This window comes from Micromonospora sp. NPDC049359, assembly GCF_044466585.1.
GTDB lineage: Bacteria > Actinomycetota > Actinomycetes > Mycobacteriales > Micromonosporaceae > Micromonospora.
On the sequence record NZ_JBITMW010000008.1, the window covers coordinates 274,639 to 293,345 of the forward strand.

Annotated in this window: 18 protein-coding genes; 9 read left to right on the forward strand and 9 right to left on the reverse strand. The window is 72.4% G+C overall.

The annotated features are described in order from the left end of the window. Window positions 1-32: 32 nt before the first annotated feature. Both ACIBTX_RS20265 and ACIBTX_RS20270 read left to right on the forward strand, forming a co-directional pair. On the forward strand, window positions 33-2,858 hold the full coding sequence (locus ACIBTX_RS20265) for an ABC transporter permease (RefSeq protein ID WP_357174397.1): 2,826 nt from the start codon (window positions 33-35) through the stop codon (window positions 2,856-2,858). Window positions 2,859-2,861: 3 nt separating this feature from the next. Then, window positions 2,862-3,608, forward strand: coding sequence for an ABC transporter ATP-binding protein (locus ACIBTX_RS20270; RefSeq protein WP_357126399.1), 747 nt, complete (start codon window positions 2,862-2,864; stop codon window positions 3,606-3,608). An 18-nt stretch (window positions 3,609-3,626) separates the two neighbouring features. Here ACIBTX_RS20270 and glmM read toward each other — a convergent pair whose 3' ends face one another. The 9 genes from glmM to ACIBTX_RS20315 form a co-directional block, all read right to left on the reverse strand. Continuing rightward, a complete protein-coding gene (gene glmM, locus ACIBTX_RS20275) occupies window positions 3,627-4,982 on the reverse strand; it encodes a phosphoglucosamine mutase (RefSeq protein ID WP_357126402.1) in 1,356 nt (451 codons plus the stop codon). Window positions 4,983-5,099: 117 nt separating this feature from the next. Beyond that, the gene (gene rpsI / locus ACIBTX_RS20280) at window positions 5,100-5,564 is read right to left on the reverse strand and encodes a 30S ribosomal protein S9 (protein WP_355050719.1); all 465 of its coding nucleotides are present in this window, start codon (window positions 5,562-5,564) and stop codon (window positions 5,100-5,102) included. A gap of 20 nt (window positions 5,565-5,584) precedes the next feature. Then, window positions 5,585-6,028: a 50S ribosomal protein L13 gene (gene rplM / locus ACIBTX_RS20285; protein WP_007465158.1), complete on the reverse strand. Its 444-nt coding sequence runs from the start codon at window positions 6,026-6,028 to the stop codon at window positions 5,585-5,587. Between the two features lie 209 nt (window positions 6,029-6,237). Next, complete coding sequence (locus ACIBTX_RS20290) at window positions 6,238-7,623, reverse strand: nitrate/nitrite transporter (protein WP_357174394.1); 1,386 nt, start codon at window positions 7,621-7,623, stop codon at window positions 6,238-6,240. Between the two features lie 131 nt (window positions 7,624-7,754). Beyond that, complete coding sequence (locus ACIBTX_RS20295) at window positions 7,755-8,048, reverse strand: hypothetical protein (protein WP_396832848.1); 294 nt, start codon at window positions 8,046-8,048, stop codon at window positions 7,755-7,757. Continuing rightward, complete coding sequence (locus tag ACIBTX_RS20300) at window positions 8,032-8,295, reverse strand: DUF6364 family protein (RefSeq protein WP_357126411.1); 264 nt, start codon at window positions 8,293-8,295, stop codon at window positions 8,032-8,034. Before ACIBTX_RS20300 ends, ACIBTX_RS20295 begins: the two co-directional genes overlap by 17 nt. An 83-nt stretch (window positions 8,296-8,378) precedes the next feature. After that, a complete protein-coding gene (locus ACIBTX_RS20305) occupies window positions 8,379-9,074 on the reverse strand; it encodes a methyltransferase domain-containing protein (RefSeq protein ID WP_357126414.1) in 696 nt (231 codons plus the stop codon). Window positions 9,075-9,211: 137 nt separating this feature from the next. Then, window positions 9,212-9,409, reverse strand: coding sequence for a DUF397 domain-containing protein (locus ACIBTX_RS20310; RefSeq protein WP_357126417.1), 198 nt, complete (start codon window positions 9,407-9,409; stop codon window positions 9,212-9,214). Then, on the reverse strand, window positions 9,400-10,167 hold the full coding sequence (locus ACIBTX_RS20315; protein WP_357126420.1) for a helix-turn-helix transcriptional regulator: 768 nt from the start codon (window positions 10,165-10,167) through the stop codon (window positions 9,400-9,402). Before ACIBTX_RS20315 ends, ACIBTX_RS20310 begins: the two co-directional genes overlap by 10 nt. 275 nt (window positions 10,168-10,442) lie before the next feature. On the opposite strand from ACIBTX_RS20315, the gene ACIBTX_RS20320 reads away from it, so the two are divergent. From ACIBTX_RS20320 to ACIBTX_RS20350, 7 genes are all read left to right on the forward strand, one after another. Next, window positions 10,443-10,703 carry a hypothetical protein gene (locus ACIBTX_RS20320; RefSeq protein WP_357393835.1) on the forward strand — a complete coding sequence of 87 codons (261 nt, stop codon included), beginning with the start codon at window positions 10,443-10,445 and terminating at the stop codon, window positions 10,701-10,703. Between the two features lie 26 nt (window positions 10,704-10,729). Next, entirely contained in the window at window positions 10,730-10,978 is a 249-nt protein-coding gene (locus ACIBTX_RS20325; RefSeq protein WP_396832838.1) for a hypothetical protein, read from the forward strand. Window positions 10,979-11,100: 122 nt separating this feature from the next. Beyond that, the gene (locus tag ACIBTX_RS20330; protein ID WP_357393837.1) at window positions 11,101-13,221 is read left to right on the forward strand and encodes a molybdopterin oxidoreductase family protein; all 2,121 of its coding nucleotides are present in this window, start codon (window positions 11,101-11,103) and stop codon (window positions 13,219-13,221) included. Beyond that, a complete protein-coding gene (locus tag ACIBTX_RS20335) occupies window positions 13,218-14,657 on the forward strand; it encodes an FAD-dependent oxidoreductase (RefSeq protein ID WP_357126431.1) in 1,440 nt (479 codons plus the stop codon). The genes ACIBTX_RS20330 and ACIBTX_RS20335 overlap by 4 nt, the downstream gene beginning before the upstream one ends. After that, on the forward strand, window positions 14,654-17,176 hold the full coding sequence (nirB, locus tag ACIBTX_RS20340; protein WP_357174388.1) for a nitrite reductase large subunit NirB: 2,523 nt from the start codon (window positions 14,654-14,656) through the stop codon (window positions 17,174-17,176). Before ACIBTX_RS20335 ends, nirB begins: the two co-directional genes overlap by 4 nt. An 8-nt stretch (window positions 17,177-17,184) precedes the next feature. Continuing rightward, window positions 17,185-17,532, forward strand: a complete 348-nt coding sequence (nirD, locus tag ACIBTX_RS20345) for a nitrite reductase small subunit NirD (protein WP_357126595.1) — start codon at window positions 17,185-17,187, stop codon at window positions 17,530-17,532. Beyond that, entirely contained in the window at window positions 17,532-18,620 is a 1,089-nt protein-coding gene (locus ACIBTX_RS20350) for a uroporphyrinogen-III synthase (RefSeq protein ID WP_355050730.1), read from the forward strand. Before nirD ends, ACIBTX_RS20350 begins: the two co-directional genes overlap by 1 nt. The last annotated feature ends 87 nt before the right edge of the window (window positions 18,621-18,707 follow it).

The window sequence follows — 18,707 nt, forward strand, 5'->3', positions numbered from 1 at the left end:
GCAGAGTGGGAGACGGCACACGGGGAGGCGCGATGCTCGGCTTCATCTGGCGACAGCTACGCGGCCGTGCGGGGCGGTCGGTGGCACTGCTGGTCGGAGTGCTGGTGGCCACCACCGGTTTTGTGGTCCTGACCGGTGCCACCACCACCTCCCGCCTGGATGTCAACGGCACGGTCGAGCGCAACACCCAGGTCGCCTACGAGATCCTGGTGCGCCCGAAGGGCACCCGCACCCCGCTGGAAGCCGAGCGCGGGCTGGTCCGCCCCAACTATCTCTCCGGGCTCTTCGGCGGCATCACCACCCAGCAGTACGAGCAGGTGGCGGCCGTCCCCGGCATCGAGGTGGCGGCCCCGATCGCGATGCTGGGCTATTCCACCACGCTGCTGCCGACGCCGATCGACCTCACCGGGGCCGTCGACCGCTCACTCGATCATCAGGTCATCCGGGTCGCCCCCACCTTCCACGCCGAACGCGGTCTCTCCAGCGCGCGGGGCAAGCCCCGGTACGTCTACGTGACCAAGAAACCGTTGATCTTCCCCCGGCTCGACGGGAGACTCGGCAGCGAATCGGTCCCCTACTCCGACGGGAACTCCTACCCCTGGCCGGAGGCCTGCGGACCGGCCCCCCGGGAGGTGCAGCCGGACGGCCGCAGCCTGCCCATCTGCGATCCCCAGTACGCCCTGCTCGGCAACCCCGGCACCTACTCCGAGCGGGAGGCGTGGTCGCTGCACGCCGTGCAACTGTTGCCCGACGGCCGGTTCCGGGGCCAGCCCTACGCGTTGGCGAGCGATCGGGACGGCACCTCGGCGCCCGCCGACCGGCTGGTGATGGCGTACGACCTGACCGTGCCGTTCCTCCTGGCCGCTGTCGACCCGGTCGCCGAGGAACGTCTGGTCGGCCTCGACGACGCCGTGGTCACCGGCCGGGCCGTCCGCCCGGACGACACCGTCGCCGTCGAACGGGCCGGCAGCACGGAGAACCTGCAGGTGCCGGTCCTCGTCACCAATCGGCCCTTCATCGACGAGGCACTGTCGGCCACCTTCACCCGGCTCTCGGCCAGTCCGGTGGGCGTGCCGGCGATCGACCTGGAGAAGACCCTGAGCCGCCCGGTCGGGGCGCCAGCTGGGTCTGCCCGAACCGACCTCACCGCCGGCCACCAGACGATGCTCACCGAGGAGCTGTCCCCGACCGGGTGTTGCGTGGGCCAGTTGCAGGCCATCGTGCAGTCGGCCGACGTGCAGTACGACCGTCTTGCCGACGGCAGCCTGCGGGCCCGTCCGCAGCCACCCGGCGCACCCACCGCGTACGGCCGGGAGACGGCGTACAACCCGATGCCCCGCCCCTGGCTCGCCGACGACAGCGGTTCGCGGTCGGTACGGCCGCTGCTGCTGGCCGCCGCCGGGAACACCACCTTCCGGTACTGGCGGGCCACGGGTGTCTTCGACCCGAGTCGGCTGACCGGCTTCGCCGACCTCGGCCACCTGCCGCTGCAGACCTATCAGGCGCCCGTCGCGCAGGGCGCCGACGAGCGTAGCCGTGCGGCGCTGGGCGGTCAGCCACTCGCGCCCAGCGGCAACCCGGCCGGATACCTCTCCGCCCCACCGCTGCTGATCACCAACCTCGGCAGCCTGCCGACCCTCCTCGCGGGTACCGGCAGCCCACAGGCCAAGGCCCCGATCAGCGCGATCCGGGTACGGGTGGCCGACGTGGGCGGGTACACCGAACGTTCGGCCGAGCGGGTCCGGTTGGTCGCCGAGCAGATCGCGGCGCGCACCGGACTGGACGTCGACATCACCCTCGGCTCGTCGGCCGCGCCGCAGACCGTGGAGCTGCCCGCCGGCACGTTCGGTCGGCCGACGCTACGGCTGACCGAGAACTGGTCGGCGCTCGGCGTCGCCTCGATCATCACCCAGGCGGTGGACCGCAAGAGCCTGGTGCTTTTCCTCCTGGTGCTGGTGGTCTGCGTCCTGTTCCTCGGCAACGCGGTCAGCGCCGCAGTCCGGGACCGACGCTCCGAACTGGCGGTGCTCTCCTGCCTCGGCTGGCCGGTCCGCCGCATCGCGGCGCTGATCCTGGGCGAGGTGGCCCTCCTCGGGCTCATCGCCGGCCTGCTGTCGCTGACCCTCGCGGTGCCGCTCGGAACAACCCTCGGCATCGATGTCGACTGGCGGCGGTCGGCTCTGGCCGTACCCATCGCCCTGCTGCTCGCGCTGGCCGCGGGCCTGGTGCCGGCGCTGCGGGCCGCGCGCGCCCACCCCGCCGCCGCCCTGCGCCCGATGGTCGCTCCCGCCGGTTGGGTACGCCGGCCCCGCACCCTGCTCGGGATGGCGCTGGCGAACCTGGCCCGTACCCCCGGACGCACCTTCCTCGGCGCCGGCGCGCTGGCCATCGGGGTGGCCGCGCTGACGTTGGTCACCGCCGCTGCCTGGGCGTTCCGGGGCGCGATCGTCGGCAGTCTGCTCGGCGACGTGGTCTCACTGAGCGTGCGCGGCGCGGACACCGTGGCCGCGGTGGCCACCGTGCTGCTCGGCGCGGCGGCGGTCGCGGACGTGCTCTACCTGAACATCCGCGACCGGGCGGCCGAGCTGGCCACCCTGCGGGCAATCGGCTGGACCGACGCCGAACTGGGCCGGCTGGTCGGTTACGAGGGGCTGACGCTGGGGCTCGTCGGGTCGACGACCGGCGCGGCGGTCGGCCTGGCCAGCGCGGCGTGGCTGATCGGCGCCCTGCCCGGCGCGCTGATCCTGGTGGCCGCGCTGGTCGCGCTGGCGGGCGCGCTGGTGAGCGCTCTCGCCGCGCTGGTGCCCGCCGCTCTGTTGCCGCGCCTACGGCCCGCCCGACTTCTGGCAGAGGAGTAGCTAATGAGCGAGCAGAGCGGCAGCGTGATCTCGGTCGACCACCTGGTCCGACGGTTCGGCGTCGGCGCGGACCGACTCACGGCGGTCGACGACGTGTCGCTGAGCATCGCGGCGGGCTCGGTGGTGGCGCTGACCGGGCCGAGCGGGTCGGGGAAGTCGACGCTGCTGCACCTCATCGGCGCGATCGAGCAGCCAGACGAGGGCACCATCACCACCGACGGTGTGGTGGTGAGCGAGCTGCGGCGTGCCGCGCTGGCCCGCTACCGGCAGCGGGTCGGGTTCGTCTTTCAGCGCTACCACCTGCTGCCCGCGCTCACCGTGCTGGACAACGTGATCGCGCCGGTCCTGCCCCGCCGTGGTCGGACCGATCACGCGGCACGTGCCCGGGAACTGCTCGACGCGGTCGGCCTGGCCGGGCGGGAACGCGCCCTGCCCGCCCAGCTCTCCGGCGGACAGCAGCAACGGGTCGCCATCGCTCGGGCGCTCATGGGCGCACCGGGCCTGCTGCTGGCGGACGAGCCCACCGGCAACCTCGACTCCACCACCGGCGGCCAGATCCTCGACCTACTGCTCGACCTCCGTGACCGGCACGGCATGACCATCCTGCTGGCGACCCATGATCAGGCCATCGCCGCGCGCTGTGACCGACTGGTCCGACTGACCGACGGCCGTGTCACCGAGGATCTCGATCTCACCGACGGCGAGGACCCCGCCGACACCTACGGGCGGGCGAGCCAACTGCGGTTGTGAGATCGCCCCGGGATGGTCTCAGGCGGCCGGGCTGGCCGTACGCACCAGGGCGGCGATCCGCTCGGCGACGTCGCGGGCGATCGCCTCGGTGGCGGCCTCGACCATCACCCGGACCAGGGGCTCGGTGCCCGACGGGCGCAGCAGCACCCGACCGGTCTCCCCCAGTTCCGCCTCGGCCCGCTCGACCTCGGCGCGGACGGCCGGTGCGTTGGCCCCGACGGTCCGGTCGCCGACCGGCACGTTGATCAGCACCTGCGGCAGCTTGGTGACCACCGAGGCCAGCTCGGCGAGCGACCGGCCGGTGGCGGCCATCCGGGCCATCAGGTGCAGACCGGTGAGGACCCCGTCGCCGGTTGTGGCGTGGGCCGGCATGACGATGTGACCGCTCTGCTCGCCGCCGAGCGCGAGGCCGGACGCGCGCAGCTCCTCCAGGACGTACCGGTCGCCGACCTTGGTTTCGATCAGCCGGATGCCCTGCGCGGACATCGCCAGCCGCAGACCGAGGTTGCTCATCACGGTCGCCACCAGGGTGTCCTGGGTGAGGGTCCCGGCCTCCCGCATGGCCAGCGCCAGGATCGCCATGACCTGGTCGCCGTCGACCTCGTCGCCGTCGGCGCTGACCGCCACGATCCGGTCGGCGTCGCCGTCGTGGGCGATGCCCAGGTGGGCGCCGTGCTGCACCACGGCCTCACGCAGGGCCTCGATGTGGTTGGAGCCGCAGTCGTCGTTGATGTTCAGGCCGTCGGGCTCGGCGTGGATCGCGACGACCTCGGCGCCGGCCTCCCGGTAGGCGACCGGAGCCACCTCACTCGCCGCGCCGTTGGCGCAGTCGACGACGACCTTGATCCCGTCCAGCCGGTGCGGCAGTGCGCCGACCAGGTGCTGCACGTAGTGGTCCGCGCCGTCGAGCAGGTCGTGCACCCGGCCGACGCCGGCACCGATCGGGCGGTCCCAGGCGGTGGTGGCGTTCGCCTCCACCGCGGCCTCGATCTTCATCTCGATCTCGTCGGGCAGCTTGTGACCACCGGCGGCGAAGAGCTTGATGCCGTTGTCCGGCATGGGGTTGTGTGACGCGGAGAGCACCACGCCGAGGTCGGCCTTGGCTTCGGCGGTGAGGAAGGCCACGGCCGGGGTGGGCAGCACACCGACGCGTACGACGTTCGCGCCGGCGCTGGTCAGCCCGGCCACGACGGCGGCCTCCAGCATCTCGCCGCTGGCCCGGGTGTCCCGGCCGACAACGGCGAGCGGCGGGTGACTGCGGTCCGTCTCGGCGAGTGTGTGCGCGGCGGCCACGGCCAGCGCCAGCGCCAACTCGGGCGTGAGATCCGCGTTCGCGCGCCCGCGTACGCCGTCCGTGCCGAACAACCGACCCATACCCGCCAACCTCCGATGAGCAACTGCCGATGAGGAGAAAGCGGAACGGCCGGTCCACCTCCCCGGTCGGGGGAGGCGGACCGGCCGTCCGTCAGAAGTACAACGCGCTGGAGAAGATCAGCGCTTCGAGTACTGGGGAGCCTTACGGGCCTTCTTGAGGCCGTACTTCTTGCTCTCCTTGACCCGGGCGTCCCGGGTGAGGAAGCCGGCCTTCTTGAGGGCCGGGCGGTCGTCCGGCTCGTTGACGATCAGCGCGCGGGCGATGGCCAGCCGCAGCGCACCGGCCTGGCCGGTGGTGCCGCCGCCACGCAGGTTGGCGATGACGTCGAACGCCTCGGGCTTCTCGGCGGTGACCAGCGGGTCCTTGATGAGCTGCTGGTGCACCTTGCTCGGGAAGTAGGCCTCAAGGTCGCGGCCGTTGCAGGTGATCTTGCCGGTGCCCGGAACGATACGGACCCGGACGATGGCCTCCTTGCGCCGACCCACGGTCTGGATCGGGCGGTCACCACGCGGCGCGCGGGCGACGGGCGCCGGCGCCTCGGTGGCCTCGGGGGCAACCTCGGTCTCGGTGATGTCGGTCATGCTGCTTCCTTCGCCCGCGCTCACTGCGCGATCTGCTTGATCTCGAACGGCACCGGCTGCTGCGCGAGGTGCGGGTGCTCGGCACCGGCGTAGACCTTCAGCTTCTTGATCAGCTGACGGCCGAGCTTGTTGTGCGGGAGCATCCCCTTCACAGCCAGCTCGATGGCCCGCTCGGGGCGCTTGGTCAGCAGCTCGTCGTAGCCAACCTGCTTCAGACCACCCGGGTATCCCGAGTGGCGGTAAGCGACCTTGGTCTGGCGCTTGTTGCCGGTCAGCGCGACCTTGCCCGCGTTCACGATGACGACGAAGTCGCCCGTGTCGACGTGCGGCGCGAAAGTCGGCTTGTGCTTACCACGCAGCAACGTGGCGGCGTGGGTGGCCAGGCGGCCCAGCACGACATCAGAGGCGTCGATGACGTGCCACTGACGCTCGATCTCACCCGGCTTCGGGCTGTACGTACGCACAGGTCTACCTTGTCTCGTCGTCGGTCTGGGGTCGCGCGCCGAGGTGACCAGAGCTAGCAGGCCGGACCAGCGCGCACGAACGACCAAGCGTACCTGATAGGGCACGCCTCTGGATGTCGTACAACAGCAGGCAACGATACCCGGCGCCCCATCGGCAGGTCAAAACGGGGGTGGGCCGCCGCGCTCGGGCGCGGCGGCCGTGACCCGGTTCACACGCCGGCGAGCCGCTGGGGCGACCCCGGACGACGGTAGGCGACCCAGGTGACCGCGAAGCACAGCGCGTACCAGCCGATGAACGCCAGGTAGGCGGCGTCCGCGTTGCCGGAGCTGAGGAACGACTGGCGGAAGGCGATGTTGACCAGCACCCCGCCGGAGGCCCCGATCGCGCCGGCGATCCCGATCAACGCGCCGGTCATCCGTCGCGCCCACCGGGCGGCGGCCTCCGGGTCGCGCGTGCCGTCGGCCACCGCGTCCGCCGCTCGGGCCCGGAAGATCGCCGGGATCATCTTGTACGTGGAGCCGTTACCGATCCCGGAGAAGACGAAGAGGGCCAGGAATCCGGCCAGGTAGAGCCCGAACGAGCGCTCGCGGGCCGCGTACAGGACCATGCCGGCGCCGAGCGCCATCGCCACGAAGTTCCAGAAGGTCACCCGTGCCCCGCCGAGCCGGTCGGCGAAGTGCCCGCCCAGCGGCCGGACCAGCGAACCGATCAGCGGCCCGAGGAAGGTCAGCCAGGCGGCGTCGACGGGGGTGGGGAACCGGTCGGCGAACTGGAGCTGGAGCACCTGGCCGAAGGCGAAACCGAACCCGATGAACGACCCGAAGGTGCCGATGTAGAGCAACGACATCACCCAGGTGTGCGGGTCCCGGGCCGCCTCGCGCAGCGCTCCCGGCTCGTTGCGCGCCCCGGGCACGGTGTCCAGCCAGCGGGCCGCCGCCAGCGCGGCCAGCACGATCAGCGGCAGATACACCGCAGGCACCAACCGGGGGTACGCGGCGCCGGCGGTGGCCAGCACCGCCAGCCCGACGAGCTGCACGGCCGGTACGCCCAGGTTGCCGCCACCGGCGTTGAGCCCGAGGGCGCGTCCCTTGAGGTGCTGCGGGTAGAACAGGTTGATGTTCGCCATCGAGGAGGCGAAGTTGCCGCCGCCGACGCCGGTGAGGCAGGCGAGCACCATGAGGGTGGAGTAGGACACCCCCGGCTCCAGCAGGATCGTCATCGGCACCGTCGGGAGCAGCAGCAGAAGCGCGCTGATCATCGTCCAGCGCCGCCCGCCGAAGCGGGCCACCGCCAGGGTGTACGGCAGCCGCAGCACCGCGCCCAGCGCGGCCGGCACGGCGGTGAGCAGGAACTTTCCGGCCGGGTCGATGCCGTACGCGGGGCCGAGGAAGAGCACGGTCACCGACCAGAGACTCCACACGGAGAAGCCGACGTGCTCGGCGAAGATCGACACCCAGAGGTTGCGGCGGGCGATCGGCGCGCCCGTCGTACGCCAGAAGTCCGGGTCCTCGGGCCGCCAGTCGTCCAGCGGGCGTCGACGCCCGGTGACGGCAGGTGGGTCGGCGGTGACTGCGGTGCTGGTGAGCGTGCTCACGGCGGCTCCTCCTCGTCGATCTGACGAGGAAAAACGCTAGGAAGGTGGAGTTACCTGGCAGTGCCTGTCGTGGGTCGGCCCGGAAACGCCTGCCGCACCACGGGCCGGGGGCGTTGGTGAGGTCCGTCGATTCAGAGCTGTTGGAGGATGCGCAGCGCGCGGCCGACCCGGAGCATCGTGTCGGTGTCGGCGACGTCCACGCACTCGGTGAACCACTTCTTCATGGGCGAGGAGATCCGGTCGGGCATCACCACGTACGCGCCCATCGGCACGGCCAGGGGCGAGTCGCGCAGCAGCGACTCCTCGACCACCTCGACGACGATCACGATGGGCACGTCGGTGGAGTTGTAGACATCCGAGCTGATCACCAGACCGAGGCGTTCCCGGGCGCCCTCGATGCGCCAGACCTCACCCCTGCGCAGCACGCGGCGGTTCACCGGAGAAGAGGTCGTTGACCATGCCCACCTCGCGGGCGTCGGCGAGGGCGGCGGACTCCAGGTCGAGGCCGGCGCGTCCCACGGCGGCGGCGTGCGCGGTGAAGACCTCGCGCAGCGCCTTCTCCCGGGCGGCCTGGTCCATCCACGCCGAGAGGGACAGCCCTTCGCGCTTGGCGAAGCGTCGGGCCTCCTCGATCGTCTCGTCCGTGAACGACAGCGTCACCTTGGCAGTCATGCCGGTGAGACTACCCATCGGTATGACTGTCAGTCATCCACGCGGTGGCCGGCTCGCTCCCGGGTGTCGAAACGTGCATATCGTCAGCGGGCACGTCCGCCGAACACCGCGAAACGCCACTCCTTGAAGTAGCAGTCGACGTCGACCAGGCCGGCCTCGTCGAGCCATCGGCACTGGTCGGCGACGGTCGCCGGAAGGTCGTAGCGCATGCGGCCCCGAGAGGCGGCGATCTCCTCCGGCGACGACCCCAACTCGGCGATCCGCGCCATCCACACCTCGTCGTAGCGCTGGTCGAGCGCGGGAGTCGGCCCCGCGACCTGCTCGGCGTTGACGAACACCCCACCGGGCGTCAGGGCGGCGGCGGCCCGCCGGTAGAGCGCCCGCTTGCCGTCGTCGTCCAGGTGGTGGATCGCGAGCGCGCTGACCACCGCGTCGTAGCGGCCGGGGGGCAGCTCGTCGGACAGGTCCGCCTGGACGGTCCGGTGCGGCACCGAACGCGCCGACAGCTCGTCGGTGGCGCGGGCCAGCATCGCCGGCGCGGCGTCCACAAGGGTCAGCCGGACCCCGGGCACCGCCGCGGCCAGCAGGAGCGAGAGCAGCCCGGTGCCCGCGCCCAGGTCCAGCACCTCGGGGGTACGCCCCGCCGCCAGCGCGGCACGCAGCGGTGGCGTGGCCACCTCGACGGCCGTGCCGTAGAAGGCGTCGAAGCAGGGCACCAGCCGCCGCCGCGCCTCGTCGTAGGTGCCGGCCACCGCGTCGAAAACGTCCACCACACTCATCGCGCGCACTCCCATTTAGTGAGACAGATTTCCCACATTATAAGCGCCGATGGGCCAACGCCGCCGACCCCGGACACGCGAAAGCCCCCGGCACCCTTCGTGGGTTTCAGGAGCCGGGGGCCGCTACGTCTAGCTGTTCAGGCCGGGTCGTGTGCCTTCGCCATACCGACGAACGCCTGCCAAGCCGCTGACCCGAAGGCCAACACCGGCCCTGCCGGGTCCTTCGAATCCCGCACACCGACGATGCCAGGAAGGTTGTCTGCAACCTCGACGCAGTCGCCGCCATTGCCGCTGCTGCGGGTGCTCTTACGCCACTGCGCGCCGGTCAGTTCCATGTCTTCGCCATCTCCGTAAGTAGCTCGACGGATTGCCAGTGGGACAACGCCTCACCGCGCACGTTCTCCCACGCGGCCAGCATCGCCGCTATGTCCTCAGCACCGGTGACGACCTGCCCCTGAAGCTGATTGTCGAGGTAACCGGCAATCCGATGCTCAGGCCCCACGGCGATCACGAAGGGTCCATTCAGGCCAGCGTACGCGCCGACGGTGGAGGGGACGATGTGCACGCGGACGTGCGGGGCCCCGCACGCGGCGACGAGGGCCCGTACCTGCTCACGCATGACGGCGCGTCCACCGACCGGCCGCCGCAACACGGCTTCGTCGACAACGGCGGTGAAGTGTGGCGGGTCTTCACGGGTCAGGATGCTTTGCCGGGCGAGCCGTGAGGCCAGGTGTCGCTCGACGTCGCTGCGGGCGATGACGTCGGCTCCGGCGAGCACGGCGCGGGCATATGCCTCGGTCTGGAGGAGGCCGGGGAGGACGGTCGACTGAAACGACCGCAGCGAGATCGCCTCGCGCTCAATCTCCTGCCATGGTCGGAACCAAATTGGCTCGCGGCGTCTTGAAGTGTCCGGCCAGATGTCCCCTATGGGCCGTCGGAGCGCACTCGCCGCCGCCTCCCGGTGTCGGGGGTGGGGAATGTGGTCGTGGTTCAGCCAGCGCGCGACCGTCTTCCGATCGACCCCGACCAGCCCTGCCAGGGACTCAATCGAATGACCCGTCTCTGCTAGCGCGGCGCGTAGCGCATCGTTCACGACTTCCCCCCTCGGATGCGCGGAATGTCTCGCGACCATATCGCTACGGGCTGTTTTTGTCCTGTTACTGCCCGCAAGGTGAGATCAGGCGGCGCGGCCGGTAGGGAGCAGAACCCGGCGGACGCGTTCGTATCGGGGCCGCCCCTGGCCCGTGGGCATCGCGGGGCGGCCCCTTCCTACAGTGACGACCAGGGGGAGAGAGCACCGTGCCGGACAAGCCGCCGGATCGGAGACCCACACCGAAGCCCACACCTCGGAAGCCACACACGGGTGACGTGCTGCACCTGACGCGTGCCGCGAGTGTGCAGTTCCTGCACCCGATCTTCGTCCGCGTGATTCGCGTGCTCGACTGGCCGACGTACGACGGGTGGCTGTGGATTGACGCTTACGAGCTGGCCCCGAATGGCGACGCGGTCGCGCGCCGATCCCTGTTCGTGATGCCCGTGGGCCTGATCTGGGCGGGCACGTCCGCCCCGGCGGCCCGTCGCTCGACCACCCGCACTCCCGTCAGGCGCGGTCCGGCGCGTGTTCGATGACCCGTCGTCCTCGCCCGCACCATCCGATGCGCCCGGCGTGGCTCTGCGGCAACTGTGCCGCTCCCTGGCCGTGCCCGCCGGCACAGCTTCACCTCGCGACCGAGTTCCACGGCCATTCGATCGCCCTGGCGTTCTACCTGGCAGCGAACATGCAGGACGCGGTTGCCGACCGGTACGCCCTGGGTCTTGATCCTGACCTGCGGGCACTTCACGCCCGGTTTCTGGGCTGGCTGTCGCTGTCCCGCCGACCGAACCGCGCCGACCTGGAGGGGTGACTGTCGGTCCGCCGCCACCTACCCGTCACGCCCGTTGCTCCCGTGCGGTGTGAGGCCCACTTGACAGGACCGAAACAGAAGGGACCCGGACTGGAAACTGCCCGGCGGCACGCTTTGCCGACATGACAGACGGTGCACGGCCGGCAACTCGATCGGGGCGTACGCCCCGGGAGGTGGCGACGCACTGCCCGTACTGCGCTCTCCAGTGCGGCATGACCCTGCGCGAGGACGAGGCAGGGGTGAGCGTGCTCCCCCGCCAGTTCCCGACCAACCGGGGTGGGCTGTGCCAGAAGGGCTGGACCTCGGCGGAGCTACTCGACCACCCGGACCGGCTGACCAGCCCGCTGGTGCGTGACACCGTCAGCGGCGAGCTGCGCCCGACGACCTGGGACGCCGCGCTGGACCGGGTCGCCACCGGCGTACGCGCCATCCAGGACAGCTCCGGGCGGGACGCGGTCGCCGTCTTCGGCGGCGGCGGGCTGACCAACGAGAAGGCGTACGCGCTGGGGAAGTTCGCCCGGGTCGCACTGCGTACCCGCAACATCGACTACAACGGGCGGTTCTGCATGTCCTCGGCGGCCGCCGCCGGGATGCGCGCCTTCGGCATCGACCGAGGGTTGCCGTTCCCCCTGTCCGACCTGGGTCAGGCCGACACGCTGCTGCTGGTCGGCGCCAACCCGGCGGAGACCATGCCGCCGCTGGTGCGCTGGCTCACCGAGCAGCGCCAACGCGGCGGGAAGCTCATCGTCGTCGACCCCCGCGTCACCGCCACCGCCCGCCAGGCCGACCTGCACCTGCAACCGCTGCCCGGCACCGACCTCGCCGTGGCCAACGCGCTGCTGCACATCGCGCTCACCGAGGGCTGGGTCGACCAGGCGTACGTGGCCGAGCGCACCACCGGCTTCGACGCGGTCCGCCGCAGCGTTGCCGCCTGGTGGCCGGCCCGCGCGGAACAGCTCTCCGGGGTGCCGGTGGCCGATCTCGAGGCGACCGCCCGCGCGCTGGGCACCGGCGGCCGGGTGATCATCCTGACCGCGCGCGGAGCCGAGCAGCACGCCAAGGGCGTCGATACCGTCACCGCGTACGTCAACCTGGCCCTCGCCCTGGGCCTGCCGGGCCGACCGGGCTCCGGGTACGGCTGCCTCACCGGCCAGGGCAACGGTCAGGGCGGGCGGGAGCACGGGCAGAAGGCCGACCAGCTCCCCGGCTACCGCAGGATCGATGATCCGGCGGCCCGGGAACACGTCGCGGGCGTCTGGGGCGTACCGGCCGACGAGCTGCCCGGTCCCGGTGTGCCGGCGTACCAGCTCCTCGACTCGCTCGGCACCGCCGACGGTCCCCGGGCGCTGCTGGTGTTCGGCTCGAACCCGGTGGTCTCCGCTCCCCGGGCCGCCCGGATCGAGGGCCGGCTACGCGACCTCGACCTGCTGGTCGTCGCCGACCTACTGCTCTCCGAGACGGCGGCGCTGGCCGACGTGGTGCTGCCCACCGCCCAGTGGGCCGAGGAGGACGGCACGATGACCAACCTGGAGGGTCGGGTGCTGCGTCGGCGCGCGCTGCGCCCACCGCCGCCGGACGTCCGCACCGACCTGGCCATCCTCGCCGACCTGGCGGGACGCTTGGGCGACGCCGAGACGGCGGCGGCGCGGTTCCCGACCGACCCGGCCACCGTCTTCGGCGATCTGCGCCGCGCCTCCGCGGGCGGCATCGCCGACTACGCCGGCATCACCTGGGAGCGCATCGACGCCACCGACGGCGTCCACTGGCCGTGTCCCAGCGCGGACGGGCCGGACACGCCACGACTCTTCGCCGACAGGTTCGCCACCCCGGACGGCCGGGCCCGGTTCCACCCCGTCGACCACCGGCCGGCCGCCGAGGAGGTGTGCGCCACGTATCCGCTGCACTTCACCACCGGCCGGGTGCTGGCCCAGTACCAGTCCGGCACGCAGACCCGCCGGGTACCGGCGCTGCGTCGCGCGGCGGCCGAGGCGTTCGTCGAGCTGCACCCCGACCTGGCCGCCCGGTTGGGCATCGACGACGGCGACCCGGTGCGGGTCACGTCCCGCCGGGGCGAGCTGCGCGCCCCGGCCCGGCTCAGCCCGGGTATCCGGCCGGACACGGTCTTCGCGCCATTCCACTGGCCGGGCGCCGGGCGGGCCAACTCGGTGACCAACGACGCGGTTGACCCGATCTCCGGGATGCCCGAGTTCAAGATCTGCGCGGTCCGGGTGGAGAAGGCATGACCGCCCGGGTGGTCATCGTGGGCAACGGCATGGCCGGCGCCCGGCTCGCGACCGAGCTGCACGCCCGCGGGGACGAGCGCAAGGTCACCGTCCTCGGGGCGGAACCGCACCGCGCGTACAACCGGATCATGTTGTCCACGCTGCTGGCGGGCCGCATCGACGAACCGGACGTGGAGCTGACCGAGGCCGCCGGGCACGGCATCGACCTGCGCTCGGGCGTGACGGTCGCCGCCGTGGACCGGTCCGCCCGCGAGGTCCGCACGGCCGACGGCGAACGGATCGCCTACGACCATCTGGTGCTGGCCACCGGCGCGCGGGCGGTGGTGCCGCCCCTGCCCGGCCTCGACCCGGCCGACCTGCCCCGGCGGGTCGTCCCCTTCCGCACCCTGGACGACTGCCGCCGCATCCTGGCCGTGGCGCGCGACGCACGCGCCGCGATCGTGCTCGGCGGCGGGCTGCTCGGGCTGGAGGCCGCCCGGGGCCTGGCCACGCGCGGGCTGGCCACCACCGTGGTGCACCCGACCAACCACCTCATGGAACGGCAACTCGATCCGGCGGCCGGCACGGTGCTGGCCAGCACACTCGCCGGGCTCGGCGTCACGATCCAGCTCGGGGTGCCCGCCACCGGGGTGGCGGCGGACGACAGCGGCGTCCGACTCGACCTGGCCGACGGCCGGTCGCTGCACGCCGACCTGCTGGTGCTCTCCTGCGGGGTACGCCCGGACACCGCCCTCGCGCAGGCCGCCGGGCTGGCCGTGCGGCGCGGCGTGGTGGTGGACGACCGGCTGCGCACCAACGACCGGTCCATCTCGGCGCTCGGCGACTGCGCCGAACACGACGGGACGCTCACCGGACTGGTCGCGCCCGCGTGGGCCCAGGCGCGGGTGCTCGCCGACGTGTTGACCGGCACGGACCCGCTCGCCCGGTACCGGCCCCGCCCGGTGGTGACCCGGCTCAAGGCGGCCGGGATCGACCTGGCCGCGATGGGCGAGGCGGTCGGCGGCCCGCCGGGCGAGGAGCTGACGTTCACCGACCCGACCCGGGGCACGTACGCCCGGCTGCGCATCCATGACGAGCGGTTGATCGGCGCGATCCTGCTCGGCGACAACCCGGCGATCGGCACGGTGATCCAACTTTTCGACCGGGGTCACCCGGTACCGGCCGACCGGCGGGCCCTGCTGCTCGGCCGGGCGCTCGGCGGGGCCGTCTCGACGCCGAGCGCGTCACCGGCGCTGATGCCGGACGCGGCCGTCGTCTGCCAGTGCAACAACGTGACCAAGGGAGCGCTGGTGCGCTGCTGGCGCTCCGGCGCGCGGACGGTCGACGCGGTGGTGGCGGGCACCCGGGCCGGCACGGGATGCGGCGGATGCCGCGACGCGGTCGGCGGCATCGTCGACTGGTTGTCCGAAGCGGAATCTGTGGAGGTGACGCGATGAGCGGCGCGGACCTGGTCGTCGTCGGCAACGGCATGGTGGGGCAACGCTTCGTCGACGCACTGCGCGCCCGTGACCCGCAGGGCCACTGGCGGGTCACGGTACTGGCCGAGGAGAGGCGTCCGGCGTACGACCGGGTGCGTCTCTCGGCGTACTTCGACGGGGTGAGCGAAGAGGAACTGAACGTGCACACCCCGGACGACGGGGTGCGGCTGCGCCTCGGTGAGCCGGCCACCGCCATCGACCGGGAACGGCAGGTGGTGAGCACCGCCGAGGGCGACTACCACTACGACGCGCTGGTGCTGGCCACCGGGTCGTACCCGTTCGTGCCGCCGGTGCCCGGGGCCGACCTGCCCGGCGTCTTCGTCTACCGGACGCTCGACGACCTGGCGGCGATCCGCACGTACGCCGCCGGTCGGCGGGTCGGCGCGGTGATCGGCGGCGGGCTGCTCGGGCTGGAGGCGGCGAACGCCCTGCGCCTGCTCGGCCTGAGCACCGACGTGGTCGAGTTCGCGCCCCGGCTGATGCCGGTGCAGGTGGACCAGGCCGGCGGCGCGATGCTGCGCCGCTACGTCCACGACCTGGGTGTGCGTACCCACCTCGGGGTCGCCACCACGGCGATCCGCGCGGGCGCCGACGGCACGGTGGCCGCGTTGGAGCTGTCCGACGGCCGGGTGGTCGACGCCGAACTGGTCGTGGTGGCCGCCGGCATCCGACCCCGCGACGAGCTGGCGCGGGCCGCCGGGCTGCCGTTGGGTCCGCGCGGTGGGGTGCTGGTCGACGAGACCTGCCGCACGGCCGACGAGCGGGTCTGGGCCGTCGGCGAGTGCGCGGCGGTCGACGGCACCTGTCACGGCCTGGTGGCACCGGGGTACGCGACGGCCGAGGTGGTCGCCGACCGGCTGGTCGGCGGCGCGGCGACGTTCCCGGGCGCGGACACCGCCACGAAGCTGAAGCTGCTCGGGGTGGACGTGGCGTCGTTCGGCGACGCCCACGGCACCACCGAGGGCTGCCTGGACGTCACGTTCACCGACCCGGCCACCCGCGTGTACGCCAAGCTGGTCCTCTCCGACGACGCGCACACCCTGCTCGGTGGGGTGCTGGTGGGCGACGCCAGCGCGTACCCGACGCTGCGGGCCAGCGTGGGTGGCCCGCTGCCGGCCGCGCCGCTGGCCCTGCTCGCCCCCGACGGCGGCGGCGCGGACGCCGGGACGCTCCCCGCCGCCGCGCAGGTCTGCTCCTGCAACGCGGTGACCCGGGGCGACGTGGACGCCGCGATCGCCGGCGGCTGTTCGGACGTGCCGGCGCTGAAGGCGTGCACCAGGGCGGGCACGAGCTGCGGCTCCTGCGTGCCGATGCTCAAGCAGCTCCTCGACGCGGCCGGGGTGGCACAGTCCACGGCGCTGTGCGAGCACTTCGACGTGAGCCGCCGCGAGCTGTTCGAGATCGTGCGCGTACGCGGCATCCGCACCTTCTCCCGGCTGGTCGCCGAGCACGGCCGGGGACGCGGCTGCGACATCTGCAAGCCCGTGGTGGCCTCGATCCTGGCCTCGCTGGGCAACGGGCATGTGCTCGACGGCGAGCAGGCGTCGTTGCAGGACACCAACGACCACTTCCTGGCCAACCTGCAACGCGACGGCAGCTACTCGGTGGTGCCCCGCATCCCCGGCGGCGAGATCACCCCGGAAAAACTGATCGTGATCGGCGAGGTGGCCCGGGACTTCCAGCTCTACACGAAGATCACCGGTGGGCAGCGGATCGACCTGTTCGGGGCCCGGGTGGAGCAGCTACCGCAGATCTGGCGACGCCTGGTCGACGCCGGCTTCGAGTCCGGCCACGCGTACGGCAAGGCGCTGCGCACGGTGAAGTCCTGCGTCGGCGAGACCTGGTGCCGGTACGGCGTACAGGACTCGGTGGGGTTGGCCGTGGCGCTGGAGCTGCGCTATCGCGGGCTGCGCGCCCCGCACAAGCTCAAGTCGGCGGTCTCCGGCTGCGCCCGCGAGTGCGCCGAGGCCCGCAGCAAGGACTTCGGCATCATCGCCACCGAGACCGGCTGGAACCTCTACGTCGGCGGCAACGGCGGCTTCCGGCCCCGGCACGCCGACCTGTTCGCCACTGATTTGTCAACAGAAACCCTGATTCGACTAATCGATAGATTTTTAATGTATTACATCCGCACCGCCGACCGGCTGCAACGCACGGCCGGCTGGATCGAGGCCATGGACGGCGGCCTGGACCACCTGCGGGCCGTGATCGTGGACGACTCGCTCGGCATCTGCGCCGACCTCGACGCGGCCATGGCACAGCACGTGGCGTCGTACTCGGACGAGTGGCGCGACGTGCTGGACGATCCGGAGCGGTTGCGCCGCTACACCTCCTTCGTCAACGCCCCCGACGTGCCCGACCCGTCCATCACCTTCGCCGTGGAGCGCGGCCAGCCGGTGCCGGCGCGCGGCGGCACCCCACCCGACGGCCACGGCCGTCGTCCCGTCACGCTCGGCCTTCCGGAGGTACGGCGATGAGCATCACGATGACCACCAGGACCACCCTCGGCTGGACGGCGGTCTGCCCTCTCGACCGGCTGGAACCGGAGCGGGGTGTCGCCGCCCTGGTCGACGGCGTGCAGGTGGCTCTCTTCCACACCGTGGACGGGCTGTTCGCGATCGACAACCGCGACCCGGTCACCGGCGCGTACGTGCTGTCCCGGGGCATCGTGGGCAGCCGTGGCGGAGTGCCGACGGTCGCGTCGCCGCTGCACAAGCAGGTGTACGACCTGCGCACCGGGGAGTGCCTCGACCTGCCCGGGGTGACCGTGGCCCGGCACGACACGCGCTGCCACGACGGGATCGTCGAAGTGCGGTTGCGACGGGAGGACTGATGCGGGAAGAACTGGCCGGCTTCACCATCGGGGTGACCGCCGACCGGCGGCGCGACGAGTTGGCCGCGCTGCTCGAACGCCGGGGCGCACGCGTGGTGCTCGCCCCGGCGCTGCGGATCGTGCCGCTGTCCGACGACAGCGAACTGCGCGAAGCGACCCGCGCCTGCCTCGACCAGCCACCCGACATCCTGATGGCCAACACCGGCATCGGGATGCGTGGGTGGCTGGAGGCGGCCGAGGGCTGGGGGCTGGCCGAGCCGCTGCGTTCGGTGCTCGCCAGCTCGTACGTCGTCGCCCGGGGTCCCAAGGCGCGCGGCGCGATCCGTGCGGCCGGCCTGCACGACCAGTGGTCACCGGCGTCGGAGAGCTGCGACGAGGTGGTCGACCACCTGCGTCGGCGGGGGGTGGCCGGGCAGGTGATCGCCATGCAGTTGCACGGTGAGCGGCAGCCCGAGTGCACCCTCGCGCTGGAGGCGGCCGGCGCGACGGTGATCGAGGTGCCGGTCTACCGCTGGGCGCCACCGACGGACCCTGCTCCGCTGCACCGGCTGATCGACCTGATCGCCGGCCGGCTGGTGGACGCGGTGACATTCACCTCCGCGCCGGCGGTCGAGGCGCTGCTGCGGGCGGCCGGCGACCGTACCGACGCGGTGGTGTCCGCGTTCCGCACCGACGTGCTGGCTTGTTGCGTCGGCGCGGTGACCGCCGAGCCGTTGCTCCGGCTCGGGGTGCCGGTGAGCGCGCCCGGCCGCGCCCGGCTGGGTGCCCTGGTTCGCACCATCGTCGACGAGCTGCCCCGGCGGACCGTGACCTTCAAGGCCGGCGGCCACCTGCTCACGTTGCGCGGGCACGCCGCGGTGATCGACGGCGACTTGCGGCCCCTCGCTCCCGCGCCGATGGCCGTGCTGCGGGCGCTGGCGCAGTCCCCGGGCCGGGTGCTGTCGCGTACCGCCCTGCTGCGGACCCTGCCCCGGGGCGCGGACGAGCACGCCGTGGAGATGGCGGTGGCCCGGCTGCGTGCCGGTCTGCGCGCGCCCCGGGTGGTGCAGACCGTGGTGAAGCGCGGCTACCGGCTCCGGGTCGACTGAAACGCGCCACGGCCGGCTGTCGCCAGCCGGCCGTGGCCGTGGGTTCAGTCGGCGGTGACCGTGGATCCAGCCGGCCGTGACCGTGGG